Raw genomic sequence first — 12,820 nt, forward strand, 5'->3', positions numbered from 1 at the left:
TTTTGGGCATTTGAATTAATTTAAAAAAGTTTCCATAAAAAGGTTTACAAAGTATTTGTGTGTGGATATAATTACCGTAGTAAGTAAAAAATTCCAAAAAGGAGGTCGAGGAAAATGATGTTTACATTAACTGGAGCGATGGCGTTAAACGGTATGGTATCAGCAACTGGAATGATCGTAACAATTGAATATGAATATCAAACATTCGACCAGTCTGGAATGGATTGCTTAATTTTAAATTAAGTTACAATACATATCCATGCCGCAGGGAGAATGACGCCTTGCGGTATTTTTGTGCCTAAAAAACCAGAGCCGCAGGAATACTCTTCTGCGGCCTTTTTGTGCCCTTTTTACGAGCATTTTGGATATGTAAAGCATAAATTGAATCTGTTGCGATTTCACTACAAATGATTACTTAAAGGAGGTGGTTAGTCATGACCCTAAATATATTCTTTTTTTCAATTACGATTAAGAAAAGAAAAGTAAGCACGGAAGAAGCTATTCATCAAGAAATGGTTGAGAAGCTGTACGAACAAAACAAAGACCGTCAAGCATCTATGTACCGTGGGATGTAATTAGAAAAAAATTTGCTGATAAGAAAGGTGGTTTTAAATATGTTGTTTTTACTAATGCAAGGTCGTGGCGCTAGTCTCTGGGTTTCGAAGGATACCACCTAGCTAGTCATAAAAATTAGGAGGTAACAATCATGCCGCTGCATATCTTATTATTGTCTCTATTCTTTATACCAAAGAAAAAAGGGTCATAATGATATCATATTGAAATCGAATTGCTAATAGCCGAAAGTGTTTGTTAAGAAAATCTCCACATTTCCTTAAACTAGTTACTGTGAAAATATGATAAATTCAAATTAGAAAGAACAGGATCTATCTAAGGGGTGGAGAGTATGTTCATGGTTGTGATGGCTATCGTCATTACTGCGGCAATCGGCTGCGTTATTTCAGCTGAAATTAGTGTTGAATAGAAAGTAAGCATCGACCAAAATATTCGGTCGATGCTTTTTTTTCATCTTATTTATCTTCAGTCAAAGCCAAGAATTCATTAATATCATCAAGACAAATACGGACTGCCTTCTCCCAAAAGTCAGGTTGCGTCAAATCTACTTGTAAATGTTTCTCCGCTAGGTCCTCGACCGACATTGAGGCTGTATCCTTTAACAAGGAAATGTACTTATCTTCATAGCCCCTGCCTCCCTCAAGAGCCTGAGCATAGATACCAAGTGAAAAAAGATAACCAAATGTATATGGGAAGTTATAGAATGGAACACCGGTTATAAAGAAGTGGAGCTTCGAAGCCCAGAATAACGGATGATATTCTTCCAAAGCATTGCTATATGCCTCTTTTTGTGCGGCAAGCATCAATTCATTTAACCGTTCCACTGCAACAGGACCTTGCTTTCTTTCTTCATAAAAACGCGTTTCAAACAAGAAACGGGCATGTATATTCATTAATAGTGCAACCGTTCTTTGAATTTTATCATCTAATAAAACGAGCTTTTCTTCTTCGTCCTTCGCATTCTTCACTGCCGCGTCAGATACAATCATTTCCGCAAAGGTTGAGGCGGTTTCAGCAACGTTCATCGCATAATTGCGATTGAGATGATGAACACCCTTCATTGCGAATGTATGGAATCCGTGTCCCAGTTCATGTGCAAGGGTTGAGACGTTAGATGGAGTGCCTGAATAAGTCATGAAAATACGGGATTGATTACTTTCAGGGAAGAAAGTACAAAAGCCGCCAGGTGCTTTTCCAGGGCGATCTTCTCCTTCGATCCATTGTTCTTTAAACGCCTTCTGGGCAAATGAAGCCATTTTCTCACCAAAGATAGCAAAGTTCTGTTCGATAAATTCAGCACCTTCTTGATAAGAAACCTTTGAGGCTGTTTTTCCATATGGAGCATCTAAATCATACCAACTTAATTTTTCAAGTCCTAACAGCGCAGCTTTACGCTCTAGGTATTTAACCAGCATTTGTTTATTTTCCGAAATAACTGTCCACATTGTTTCCAGCGTTCTCTTTTCCATGCGGTTAATACTAAGCGGTTCCTTCAAAACATCCTCCCAGCCACGCTTTTTGTAGACACTTAAACGGAAACCAGAAAGATGATTAAGTGTTTTAGCCAAGATGTCTGCTTGATCTCCCCAAGCTTTTTCCCAATTTTTAAAAATAGCTGTTCGAATTTCCCTGTCAGGGCTGGAAAATTTGTTGAAAGCCTGCCCGACAGAGAGTAGTTTCTCTTTGCCATTTTCGTTAAACGAGATTTTAATTTTTCCTACGATTAAATCATACAGTTGACCCCAGCTATGGTAACCGTCCACACCAAGGGCGCTGATAATAGCTTCTTCTTCTTTAGAGAGCTTATCTTTTGCACGATCTCGTCGTTCATTTAATATGTAAGAGAGCACTTTGAGTTTTTCATCTGCTAACAACTGTACCCAAACGTCATCGTTGATTGTTGTTAATAAGCTATCAAATCTACTAAGAGCAGTTTGGAAAGCAGCACTTAAACTGGTCACTCTTGCTTCCAGGTTATATGCTTTCTTGTCTTCGGTATTTTGTGCCTGCAAACATCCAACAAAGGCACCGGCTTGACGAAGCTTTTTGGCGGCATGCTCAAAGTCTTCAAGTAACTCTTGTAGGAATTTTGAATCCTCGGTTGTATTGAGTGGAGTCCAACTGCTAGCTTTTGCTTGGAAAAGATCAATTAACTCTGAAGTAAGGGTTAAGTGGTCTGCAAATTCTTTGGAATCACTGCCGCCTTTAAAAATTATTTCTAGGTCCCACACATCCGAATATGGAGTGGCTGTCATTCTATGTACCTCCTTTATTTTTGTACTTTCATTATTATATAGTTATTTTTCTAAAAATTCTATACACTGCGCTTTCCGAAGGATGGGATGCAAAAGGGAATAAAAAAGTAATTCACCTAATCTTCAAATTTGTTTTTCAACCGTATGTAGTATAATTTAATCCTAGATCTAATATGCGGGAGAGGAAACTAGTGAAAAAAATACTACTCGTTGATGATGAAACAAGAATGTTAGATTTACTTTCTCTTTATTTAACTCCTAAAGGGTATAACTGCATTAAAATGTCTTCCGCTCTCAAGGCAATTTGTTATTTGGAAAAGAAGAAAGCAGATATAATCTTGTTAGATGTTATGATGCCCGAAATGGACGGGTGGGAAGCATGTAAGGAGATTCGAAAAAACTGGGACATTCCGATCATTATGCTAACCGCACGCAGTGAAAAAAATGATATTGTTAAAGGCTTAAAAATGGGTGCTGATGATTATATTTCTAAACCATTCGACGAAGAGGAGTTAACTGCTCGTATAGACGCTGTCTTAAGAAGACAAGCAGGTCATCCAGCATTCATTGACTTTAATGGTCTTTCATTAAACGAGGATTCTTTTGATGTTTCATACAAGAATCAGAATATACCTGTCACACCAAAGGAATTTTCTTTATTAGCGCTTTTACTTAAGAATCATAACAAAGTGTTTACCCGGGAACATCTATTGACGACGATATGGGGTTATGCCGCTCCAACAGAAGACCGGACGATTGATTCCCATGTTCGGAATTTACGGGATAAATTACGTAAAACCGGATTTCCTGTTGACGATTATTTGACAACCGTATGGGGACTGGGGTATAAGTGGATGGATAAGGATTCATAAATGAATACCTCATAGTTTAATATGGAGGGAAAAAAGTGAAGATTACAATGAAAGTCTATCTTGCTATTTTGACAGGAATCATGCTGATTTTGGCCTCAGGCTGCACAAATAAAAGCCAAGAACAGAAACCTGAAAAGGAAAAGATAGCAAAAGTAAACTTTGATATTATCCAGGCGAAATCATTAAAAGTAGGTCAGATTCTTGGTATTGGCTATCCAGGAAATGATTTTGCTTTGTACGTAGCTACAGATGACGGCTTAAAAATGTATAATGGTTCTGAATGGTATGAAACAACAACGAACCAACATGATTACTTTGGCTTTCAAGCGATAAGTGCTGGTTTTATCGCAAGCGGTCAACCTCAAAAAGGATCGGGTCTTAAGGACCCACTCGGTGTAATTCAGAGTGTTGATAAAGGACTAACCCTCAAGAAATTATCCTTTTATTATCAGTCGCTGTTCCATTTCGTGGGTGCGAGTTTTTCAGGAAAGGGTCTTTATGTAATTAACGAAGAACCTAATGGAAAACTGGGTCAAGGCGTGAATTATTCTCTGGATAATGGAGCGACGTGGAAAAAAAGTGCATTAAAGGATTTTAACGCTGATTCATTTGGGATGATTGCGGTGCATCCGAAAAATGGCAATATCATCGCGATGTCGACAAGGTCTGGTATTTTTTATTCGACCGACAATGGGAACACCATGAAGCAGATTACAGATCCATTTATGGTTACGGCACTTACATTTAGTGGAGACTCGATTTTATTTTCAAGTGTGGAAGACGAAAAAGTACTATTAAAAACAATCAATCCTGCAACTGGAGAAGAAAAGAATATCGCTTTCCCATTCCTTGATTATGATAATCCAATTACTTATTTAGCGATTAATCCAAGAGATCCGAACCAAATCGCCTTCACTACTTATAAGAATGATGTATATGAATCTATTGATGGTGGAATGAAGTGGAATAATCCTTTACAAAATGGAAAAACAGAGCTGAAATAACCTTTAGCTCTGTTTTTTAGGTTACTTTTTCTTCTTCTCTTTTTCGGCTCGATAGAATTCATGGAACATTTTCATTAAGGCGCGTTTTTCAATCCTTGAAACATAGCTTCGTGATATTCCTAATTCTTTGGCAATCTCCCGTTGTGTTTTTTCTTTTTGTAGGTCAAGACCAAATCGCCCGATGATTACTTCCTTTTCTCGGTCATCCAGCACTTCAATATATTGTTTAACTTTCTCCAGCTCCATGTTCAGCTGAATCGTATCAATCACATCTTCTGATTCTGATTTAAGCACATCGATTAATGATATTTCGTTTCCTTCCTTATCTTGACCAATTGGATCATGCAAGGAAACATCTTTTTTTGTTTTCTTAAGAGCTCGTAAATGCATTAAAATTTCATTCTCAATACAACGTGCGGCATAGGTGGCGAGCTTTGTTCCTTTCCCCTCGGAGTAACTCTCAATCGCTTTAATTAACCCAATGGTTCCGATTGATATTAAATCTTCCGAATCCTCCCCAGTGTTTTCGAATTTTTTTACTATATGCGCGACCAATCTTAGGTTGTGTTCAATTAACATATTGCGCGCATGGGAATCTCCCTCTGCCATCAATCGAAGATATTTTCTTTCTTCTGCGGCAGATAGGGGTTGAGGAAAGGCATTATTTTTTACATAGGAAACAAGAAATAAGAATTCCTTCATTAAATATCCGAGAGCTGTTAAGATTCCAGACATCCACATCTACCCCCGTCTTTTTTGGCTTATTCGCCTATTATTAATTCCTATGAAGGAAAAGGGAAATTGTGTCTGTCCATAAACTTTTTTATTTAAGTAGGAATTTTTTAGAAAAAAAAGCATCAACCATGGACTGATTGATACTTTCTTGCTGTTTCTATACTTTTTTCAGTTTAAATGGACTGACCATTAGGAATGATAGAATGATGATGATAAATAAGAATGTTTGGGAAGGGATATAGGGAATGGCTAAAAAGCTTAAGGTTGCCAAGCATCCTGCTGCTGTAATTGGTAGACCAGTAAAATAGCCATTGCTTTCCATTATATTGAAGCGTGCTAATCTGAAGGCGCCACAACCGATGTAGAAAACTGTAAAAAATGAACCCGGTCCGCCAAATTCATGTAAAATTCCTTGATATAGTAATAGTGCAGGTGCCACGCCAAATGATATAATATCACTCATGGAATCCAATTGTTTTCCTAACTCGGACTCAATATTAAATTTTCGTGCAATCATGCCGTCAAAACGATCGGCCAATGCGGCAATAAAAATTAACAGCAGGCTTAATCTCAAATTCCCATGAAGTCCGAATACAATGGCAAAACCGCCCAATGATAAGTTTGTTAAAGTGATAACATTAGCTGTTTGTGATTTAAGTTTTTTTATTGTTTGATCTAGTACGTCTAATAAAAACATGCTCCACACCACTCCTTTCTTACAAGCCGGAAGGTAAATAATTTCTTACATTCATTCTATATTATTTAATTTTAAGCGTTTTATGTCTTTTCGTAAAGAGTATTTTTACACTATTTGGGGGTAGTTAGATGATCCAAGGCTTTTATCGTCTATTGATTGAGTTAACAAATGGAAGGTGGTCATCAGGAATTTTAAGAAGGTTTGCTCGTTCAAATGTCAGTCGATTCGTGGTACCATCCTTTGCAAAGATTTATCATTTAAATCAAGAAGAAATGGAGAAGGGCTTGTCAGAATATCCTACTCTTCATGATTTATTTGTCAGGACATTGAAGAAGGATGCAAGAGAAATTGATAAAGGTGAGAATTCGGTTGTCAGTCCGGTGGATGCGGTTATCGAAGATGTGGGTCCGATTAAAGAGACGAGTGATATTCATGTCAAAGGAAAGACGTATTCAATTGAAGAAATGCTGGGAAATCCACAACTGTTAGCCAAGTATTTGAATGGTACATACATGATTCTTTATTTAAGCCCAAGTCATTATCATCGTATTCACAGCCCTGTCAATGGAATCGTCACTGAACAATGGACGCTTGGTTCAAAATCATATCCAGTCAATAAGCTGGGGCTAAAATATGGGGTTAGAACACTCGCCAAGAATTATCGAGTTATAACTGAAGTGAAAACGGATTATGGGCATGTTGCAATTGTGAAGGTTGGGGCAATGTTTGTTAATTCAATTGAAACCACACACAAGGGATCAGAATTAGTGAAGGGCGGCGAAATGGCTTATTTTAGTTTTGGTTCGACCGTAGTCCTGTTATTCGAAAAAGATATTTTTCAAATGGATTCAAAGGTTCAGATACCTAAGGACATTAAGGTTGGAGAAAAACTTGGGGTTTTGAGAAATCAGTAACGAAAAACAGCCTCAGCGACTTGGGCTTGAGGCTAGACAAAAAGAAAAGCCCTAATAGGGCTATTGTTAATTTTTATGACGACATTTTTATTTTATGGTATAAGGAGCGTCTGAGCATTTCTGACTCAATAAGTCCAATAAAATCAGGGCTTAAGTTTAATTCTCTTGCTTTAAAATATGACTCAATTAATAATTCATCTGACAGTTTCCGCACGGCAGAATCCACCTCCGATTTGAAAATAAATAGTTCTAATATATGATTCATAAGCATAAAATGGTATGTTCAATTGGTGTACCCTAAATCTACCAAATTTATTCCTATAGAACAATCGTTCTAACTATCCACAGGTTCTGGTGGATAACTTGTGATTACTTTGTTTATAAAATGATGAAATGTGTATGATTCAATGGGTATAATGTTAATAACTTTATCCACAACGGTGTGAAATGAAGATATTTGTCGAAAAATATTTTTTAAATTTTTTAATTTTATCCTATTTTAGAAAGATTTAGGAGCTCTATTAAAAAGCAATAATATTTTAAAATCATGTATTATCAGTTTTTGATGAATAATAAGACTATAAACAAATTACATTTAATCTTTGAAACAAAGGTTAAAATTGGTTATGATTGTACAAGAAAAAAATATTGAACGATTATATTTAGAATTCAATGAGGTGTAAGCTTAGTGCTAAAACAATTTTTACCGAATGAACATGTTAAAAGCATTCTTGATATATCCGCTGAACAGTTGAATGCAAAAGGGATTAAGGGGATCATTACTGATTTGGATAATACGTTAGTGGAATGGGATCGCCCCAATGCCACTCCTCAATTAATCAAATGGTTTGATGAAATTCGAAAACATAATATCCTCGTGACAATTGTTTCTAATAATAATGAAGAACGTGTCAAAGCCTTTTCTGATCCTTTAAAAATCCCCTTTATTTTTAGGGCTAGGAAGCCGTTTGCCATTGCCTTTCACAAGGCCATTTCACAAATGGGAATTAAAAAAGAAGAGGCAGTGGTAATTGGAGATCAGTTACTGACAGATGTACTTGGCGGGAACCGAGGTGGTTTTCATACGATCCTGGTTGTCCCTGTTGCACAGACTGACGGATTTTTTACAAAATTTAACCGCTTTGCCGAGAGAAGAATTTTAAATTGGTTTCGAAAAAAAGGTATGCTTCAATGGGAGGATTAATGTGTGAGTGAACATCAACATATTTGTATGGGTTGTGGAGTAAAGGTCCAAACAGAAAACCCAGAGGAACTAGGATACGCCCCAACATCGGCCTTGGAAAAAGAAATGATTATTTGCCAGCGATGTTTTCGTCTTAAGCACTATAATGAGGTTCAGGATGTTAGCTTAACCGACGATGATTTTTTAAAAATATTAAATGAAATGGGAAAGTCAGATGCCTTAATCGTGATGATTGTTGACATTTTTGATTTTAATGGGAGCTGGCTTCCAGGTTTACATCGTTTTGTAGGAAGCAATAAAGTGCTTCTTGTTGGAAATAAGGTGGATTTATTGCCTAAATCTGTGAAGCATAGTAAGCTAATTCACTGGATGAAGCATGAAGCCAAAGAACTGGGCTTAAAGCCAGAAGATGTATTCCTTGTCAGTGCTGCGAAAGGCTTATTTGTTAAGGAAACGGCGGCGGCCATTGATGAACACCGAAATGGTAAAGATGTCTATGTGGTTGGGTGTACTAATGTTGGGAAATCTACGTTTATCAATCGAATCATTAAAGAAGTAACAGGAGAATCCGATGTTATTACCACCTCCCATTTTCCGGGAACGACGTTGGATATTATCAAAATTCCACTTGATGATGAAAAATCATTAATTGATTCGCCAGGTATTATCAACCATCATCAAATGGCGCATTATGTTGATAAGAGGGATTTAAAAATTATTACCCCCAAAAAAGAAATCAAGCCAAAAGTGTTTCAATTGAATGAAGGACAAACCCTATTCTTTGGCGGACTGGCCCGCTTTGATTATATTAGTGGCGGCCGAAGATCCTTTGTTTGTTATGTTTCCAATGAATTGAATATTCACAGGACCAAAATCGAGAATGCGGACGAACTCTATGAAAAGCATGTGGGGGAAATGTTGACACCGCCTCGTATGGAACAATTAGAATCTTTTCCTGAGCTTGTGAAACAGGAATTTATTGTGAAAGAAGCAAAAACGGATATCGTTTTCTCAGGACTTGGTTGGATTACCGTAAATGAGGCGGGTGCAAAAGTAGCTGCCTATGTACCAAAAGGTGTACAAGCATTAATTCGAAAATCCTTAATATAAATAGATATCTTTAAGGTCAGGTTTTCACGTGCTGACATGGGTGGGGGGAATTCAGATGAAGAAATTATTTGCTGTTTTGGGGAATCCAATCGGACATAGTATGTCTCCGGTTATGATCAATGATTTATTTTCATTTTATAACATCGATGCAGCCTATCTGCCATTTCAAGTTAAGGAAGTGGATTTACAGGATGCTGTCAAGGGATTAAAAGCGCTGGGCGTCAGTGGATTTAATGTAACTGTACCGCATAAAAGTAAAATTATTCCCTTTCTGGATGGCATAGATGAATTGGCCGCGAACATCGGGGCGGTGAATACCGTTGTAAATGAAAACGGTCAACTAATTGGCTATAACACAGATGGCCCTGGTTTTCTAAAAGGCTTAAATGCTTTTCTGCCTAAAATAACAGACCAAAAGGTTCTGATTATTGGAGCAGGCGGGGCTGCGAGAGCCATCTATTTAACTTTGGCAAAGGAAAATCCGCTCGTCTTGAACATTGCCAATCGCACGATAGAGAAAGCCTGGGAACTAATCAAAGAATGTCCTTATTCAGTTTTTTCTAGTGCTTGTTCGTTTGAAGAGGCAAGTGAATCATTAGGGGAATATGATCTAGTTATTCAAACTACACTGATTGGCATGTCCCCAAAAATTAATGAGCAGCCATTCCCGCTAAATAAAATAAGGAATCAAACCGTCTTTTGTGATATCATATACAATCCGCTTGAAACGCAATTTTTACAAGAAGCGCGTCTTAATGGAGCAAGCATCCAAAACGGGATAGATATGTTTGTATATCAGGGAGCACTTGCTTTTGAAAAATGGACGGGAATTTTCCCTGATGTGGAAAGAATGAGAGATAATGTGTTAAAACAATTAGGAGGAAGAACATGTTAACAGGTAAGCAAAAAAGTTTTTTACGTTCAAAGGCGCACCACCTAGATCCGATATTTCAAGTAGGTAAAGGTGGAGTAAACGAAAATATGATTAAACAAGTTGCTGATGCACTCGAAGCAAGAGAGCTATTTAAAGTCAGCATTTTGCAAAATTGTGAAGAAGATAAAGCGGCCGTTGCTGAGCAGTTAGCTGAAGGTACGGGTGCAGAAATTGTTCAACTTATCGGAAATACCATTGTCCTTTATAAAGAGTCTGTGGAAAAGAAAACAATTAAACTTCCATAATTGAAAGTATAAGGAGGCGATCGCATGTTGAAGGTGGGAATATTGGGAGGAACCTTTGATCCTCCGCATTATGGACATCTTTTAATTGCAAATGAGGTTCTTTCCACTCTTCAGCTTGATGAAATTTGGTTTATGCCAAACCAAGAGCCTCCCCATAAGAGAAAATCAGAATCGATTAAAAATGAAGATCGCCTGCAAATGCTGGAATTAGCAATCAGTGGAAATGCTGCTTTTCGAGTGGAAACGATTGAACTTCATAGGCAAGGCCCTTCTTATACAGTTGATACCATGAAAATGATTAATGACCAGTATCCTGACCATCAGTTTTTCTTTATTATTGGGGCGGATATGATTGAATACCTGCCGAAATGGCATAAAATTGATGAACTTATTAAACTTGTCCAATTTGTTGGAGTTGAAAGACCGACGTATAGCAGTCAGACAGACTACCCTGTCCTTTATGTAGATGTTCCGGCACTGGATGTGTCATCTAGTATGATTAGGGATAGGGTGAAAAACGGAAAGACAGTTCGTTATCTACTTCCTGACCCGGTCGTTCAATATATCGAGGAGAAGCATTTATATGGAACGTGAAGAGGCGTTAAAGCTTGTAAAGGAACAATTAACCGATCATCGCTATCAGCATACTTTGGGAGTAATGGAGACAGCGATAGCACTTGCAAAACAATATGGCGGAAATGAACAAAAAGCGGAATTAGCCGCGATTTTTCATGATTATGCAAAATTTCGTCCAAAAGACGAAATGAAGGAAATCATTACTGGTCAAGGATTTCCGCAGGATTTGCTTGAATTTAATTCGGAATTGTGGCATGCACCTGCAGGGGCCTACTTGGTGGAACAAGAAGCGGGCATCAGCGATCGTGAAGTTTTGGAAGCAATCCGTTATCATACCTCAGGAAGACCAGGAATGACTTTACTGGATAAAATTATTTATTTAGCCGATTACATTGAACCAGGCCGTCATTTTCCAGGTGTGGAAGAGGTACGAGATTTGGCTAAAGAAAATTTAGATAAAGCACTAATTAAGGCCATTCAAAATACGATCATGTTTTTATTAAAAAAGAATCAAACAATATACCCTGAAACATTCTATACGTACAATGATCTAATCAAAAAACTGGAGGATTGATTAATGGATAATCAAGAACTACTAAAAATTGCTGTTAAAGCAGCGGATGACAAACGTGCTGAAGACATTTTAGCCCTAAATATGAAGGGGATTTCTTTAATTGCTGATTACTTTATCATATGTCACGGAAACTCAGATAAACAAGTACAGGCGATTGCAAAGGAAATGAAAGAAAAAGCCCAAGAACATGGATATGACGTAAAAAGAATAGAGGGTTATGATGAAGCAAGATGGGTGTTGATTGATCTTGGCGATGTTGTTGCCCACGTATTCCATCGTGACGAAAGAAGCTATTACAAATTGGAGCGTCTATGGGGCGATGCGCCGTTGGAAGACATCCACAGTGCGCTAAATACATGAGCTATCAGCAATTTGCCTATCTCTATGATGAGCTGATGAAGGACGCACCATATGATGAGTGGGTCCAGTTTGTCAAAGATAAATGCGTGTACTATAACGTTACTGGCACTCGTTTGCTGGACCTAGCATGTGGGACAGGTGAACTCTCCGTCCGGTTAGCGAAAGACGGCTTTCAAGTAACGGGAGTGGATTTATCTGAGGATATGCTAGCTGTGGCACAGGCGAAGGCCGAGGATGATGGGGTTAGAATTCCTTTTTTTCAGCAGAATATGGCTGACTTAGAGGGCCAGGGGGAATTTGATGTCATCGGTATTTTTTGTGATTCGTTAAATTATCTTCAGAGCGAGCAAGAAGTTATGGCGACCTTTTCAAACGCCTTCCAGCATTTGAGCGATGAAGGAATATTCATTTTTGACGTTCATTCGATTTATAAAATTTCTCATTTATTCATTAATCAAACCTTTGCTTCCAGTGAGGATCATGTCTCATTTATCTGGAATAGCTTCTCTGGAGAAAGTTCGAATAGTGTGGAACATGAGTTAAGCTTTTTTGTTTTGGATGAACGAACAGGAAAGTATGACCGATTTGATGAGATTCATTTTCAACGAACATATCCAGTCCAGCAATATTCAGACTGGTTAGTCGAGACTGGTTTTGAATTGTTGGAGGTTTGTGCTGATTTTAAAGATGCTAAGCCCGCAACACAATCAGAGCGAATCTTTTTTGTAGCGAAAAAAATAAAGAAAGCCATCTAAAAAATAAGATGG

At 37.7% G+C, this 12,820-nt stretch carries 17 protein-coding genes; 13 read left to right on the top strand and 4 right to left on the bottom strand.

Annotated features, from left to right (window positions below):
* Positions 1–114: 114 nt before the first annotated feature.
* Both ACSU6B_RS28275 and ACSU6B_RS28280 read left to right on the top strand, forming a co-directional pair.
* Complete coding sequence (locus ACSU6B_RS28275) at positions 115–243, top strand: hypothetical protein (protein ID WP_410889748.1); 129 nt, start codon at positions 115–117, stop codon at positions 241–243.
* Between the two features lie 191 nt (positions 244–434).
* On the top strand, positions 435–575 hold the full coding sequence (locus ACSU6B_RS28280; protein WP_214731585.1) for a YrzI family small protein: 141 nt from the start codon (positions 435–437) through the stop codon (positions 573–575).
* 453 nt (positions 576–1,028) lie between these two features.
* On the opposite strand, the gene ACSU6B_RS28285 is transcribed toward ACSU6B_RS28280, so the two are convergent.
* Entirely contained in the window at positions 1,029–2,828 is a 1,800-nt protein-coding gene (locus ACSU6B_RS28285) for a M3 family oligoendopeptidase (RefSeq protein WP_410889750.1), read from the bottom strand.
* Between the two features lie 191 nt (positions 2,829–3,019).
* Here ACSU6B_RS28285 and ACSU6B_RS28290 point away from each other — a divergent pair, with 191 nt between their 5' ends.
* Both ACSU6B_RS28290 and ACSU6B_RS28295 read left to right on the top strand, forming a co-directional pair.
* Positions 3,020–3,700, top strand: coding sequence for a response regulator transcription factor (locus ACSU6B_RS28290; protein ID WP_410889752.1), 681 nt, complete (start codon positions 3,020–3,022; stop codon positions 3,698–3,700).
* Between the two features lie 35 nt (positions 3,701–3,735).
* Positions 3,736–4,704 carry a F510_1955 family glycosylhydrolase gene (locus tag ACSU6B_RS28295; protein ID WP_410889754.1) on the top strand — a complete coding sequence of 323 codons (969 nt, stop codon included), beginning with the start codon at positions 3,736–3,738 and terminating at the stop codon, positions 4,702–4,704.
* 21 nt (positions 4,705–4,725) lie between these two features.
* Here the strand turns inward: ACSU6B_RS28295 and sigK are convergent, their stop codons facing one another.
* Together sigK and pssA are read right to left on the bottom strand one after the other, a co-directional pair.
* On the bottom strand, positions 4,726–5,439 hold the full coding sequence (sigK, locus tag ACSU6B_RS28300) for an RNA polymerase sporulation sigma factor SigK (RefSeq protein ID WP_214998451.1): 714 nt from the start codon (positions 5,437–5,439) through the stop codon (positions 4,726–4,728).
* Positions 5,440–5,596: 157 nt separating this feature from the next.
* On the bottom strand, positions 5,597–6,136 hold the full coding sequence (gene pssA, locus ACSU6B_RS28305; RefSeq protein WP_410889756.1) for a CDP-diacylglycerol--serine O-phosphatidyltransferase: 540 nt from the start codon (positions 6,134–6,136) through the stop codon (positions 5,597–5,599).
* Positions 6,137–6,264: 128 nt separating this feature from the next.
* On the opposite strand from pssA, the gene ACSU6B_RS28310 reads away from it, so the two are divergent.
* On the top strand, positions 6,265–7,050 hold the full coding sequence (locus ACSU6B_RS28310) for a phosphatidylserine decarboxylase (protein WP_410889758.1): 786 nt from the start codon (positions 6,265–6,267) through the stop codon (positions 7,048–7,050).
* A 73-nt stretch (positions 7,051–7,123) separates the two neighbouring features.
* Here ACSU6B_RS28310 and ACSU6B_RS28315 read toward each other — a convergent pair whose 3' ends face one another.
* A complete protein-coding gene (locus tag ACSU6B_RS28315) occupies positions 7,124–7,264 on the bottom strand; it encodes a sporulation histidine kinase inhibitor Sda (RefSeq protein WP_098259603.1) in 141 nt (46 codons plus the stop codon).
* 474 nt (positions 7,265–7,738) lie between these two features.
* On the opposite strand from ACSU6B_RS28315, the gene ACSU6B_RS28320 reads away from it, so the two are divergent.
* The 8 genes from ACSU6B_RS28320 to ACSU6B_RS28355 are packed head-to-tail and all read left to right on the top strand — an operon-like array spanning position 7,739 to position 12,808.
* A complete protein-coding gene (locus ACSU6B_RS28320; protein ID WP_168245142.1) occupies positions 7,739–8,254 on the top strand; it encodes a YqeG family HAD IIIA-type phosphatase in 516 nt (171 codons plus the stop codon).
* A 3-nt stretch (positions 8,255–8,257) separates the two neighbouring features.
* Complete coding sequence (gene yqeH / locus ACSU6B_RS28325) at positions 8,258–9,364, top strand: ribosome biogenesis GTPase YqeH (protein WP_214731574.1); 1,107 nt, start codon at positions 8,258–8,260, stop codon at positions 9,362–9,364.
* Between the two features lie 55 nt (positions 9,365–9,419).
* The gene (gene aroE, locus ACSU6B_RS28330; RefSeq protein WP_410889761.1) at positions 9,420–10,259 is read left to right on the top strand and encodes a shikimate dehydrogenase; all 840 of its coding nucleotides are present in this window, start codon (positions 9,420–9,422) and stop codon (positions 10,257–10,259) included.
* Positions 10,253–10,543, top strand: coding sequence for a ribosome assembly RNA-binding protein YhbY (yhbY, locus tag ACSU6B_RS28335; RefSeq protein ID WP_088089051.1), 291 nt, complete (start codon positions 10,253–10,255; stop codon positions 10,541–10,543). The genes aroE and yhbY overlap by 7 nt, the downstream gene beginning before the upstream one ends.
* A gap of 24 nt (positions 10,544–10,567) precedes the next feature.
* Positions 10,568–11,137, top strand: coding sequence for a nicotinate-nucleotide adenylyltransferase (locus ACSU6B_RS28340; protein ID WP_410889764.1), 570 nt, complete (start codon positions 10,568–10,570; stop codon positions 11,135–11,137).
* Complete coding sequence (gene yqeK, locus ACSU6B_RS28345) at positions 11,127–11,693, top strand: bis(5'-nucleosyl)-tetraphosphatase (symmetrical) YqeK (RefSeq protein ID WP_410889766.1); 567 nt, start codon at positions 11,127–11,129, stop codon at positions 11,691–11,693. Before ACSU6B_RS28340 ends, yqeK begins: the two co-directional genes overlap by 11 nt.
* A 3-nt stretch (positions 11,694–11,696) precedes the next feature.
* Entirely contained in the window at positions 11,697–12,053 is a 357-nt protein-coding gene (gene rsfS, locus ACSU6B_RS28350) for a ribosome silencing factor (RefSeq protein WP_168245136.1), read from the top strand.
* Positions 12,050–12,808 (top strand): class I SAM-dependent DNA methyltransferase, encoded by a 759-nt coding sequence (locus tag ACSU6B_RS28355; protein WP_410889768.1) that lies wholly within the window; start codon positions 12,050–12,052, stop codon positions 12,806–12,808. The genes rsfS and ACSU6B_RS28355 overlap by 4 nt, the downstream gene beginning before the upstream one ends.
* The last annotated feature ends 12 nt before the right edge of the window (positions 12,809–12,820 follow it).

The organism is Neobacillus sp. C211, from assembly GCF_051842875.1.
Classification (GTDB): Bacteria; Bacillota; Bacilli; order Bacillales; family Cytobacillaceae; genus Neobacillus.

Coding starts and splice junctions, on each gene's coding strand:
- yqeK (WP_410889766.1), top strand. CDS start 11,127: ATGGAACGTGAAGAGGCGTTAAAGCTTGTAAAGGAACAATTAACCGAT.
- rsfS (WP_168245136.1), top strand. CDS start 11,697: ATGGATAATCAAGAACTACTAAAAATTGCTGTTAAAGCAGCGGATGAC.
- ACSU6B_RS28280 (WP_214731585.1), top strand. CDS start 435: ATGACCCTAAATATATTCTTTTTTTCAATTACGATTAAGAAAAGAAAA.
- aroE (WP_410889761.1), top strand. CDS start 9,420: ATGAAGAAATTATTTGCTGTTTTGGGGAATCCAATCGGACATAGTATG.
- yhbY (WP_088089051.1), top strand. CDS start 10,253: ATGTTAACAGGTAAGCAAAAAAGTTTTTTACGTTCAAAGGCGCACCAC.
- ACSU6B_RS28340 (WP_410889764.1), top strand. CDS start 10,568: ATGTTGAAGGTGGGAATATTGGGAGGAACCTTTGATCCTCCGCATTAT.
- ACSU6B_RS28275 (WP_410889748.1), top strand. CDS start 115: ATGATGTTTACATTAACTGGAGCGATGGCGTTAAACGGTATGGTATCA.
- pssA (WP_410889756.1), bottom strand. CDS start 6,136: ATGTTTTTATTAGACGTACTAGATCAAACAATAAAAAAACTTAAATCA.
- sigK (WP_214998451.1), bottom strand. CDS start 5,439: ATGTCTGGAATCTTAACAGCTCTCGGATATTTAATGAAGGAATTCTTA.
- ACSU6B_RS28285 (WP_410889750.1), bottom strand. CDS start 2,828: ATGACAGCCACTCCATATTCGGATGTGTGGGACCTAGAAATAATTTTT.
- ACSU6B_RS28355 (WP_410889768.1), top strand. CDS start 12,050: ATGAGCTATCAGCAATTTGCCTATCTCTATGATGAGCTGATGAAGGAC.
- ACSU6B_RS28310 (WP_410889758.1), top strand. CDS start 6,265: ATGATCCAAGGCTTTTATCGTCTATTGATTGAGTTAACAAATGGAAGG.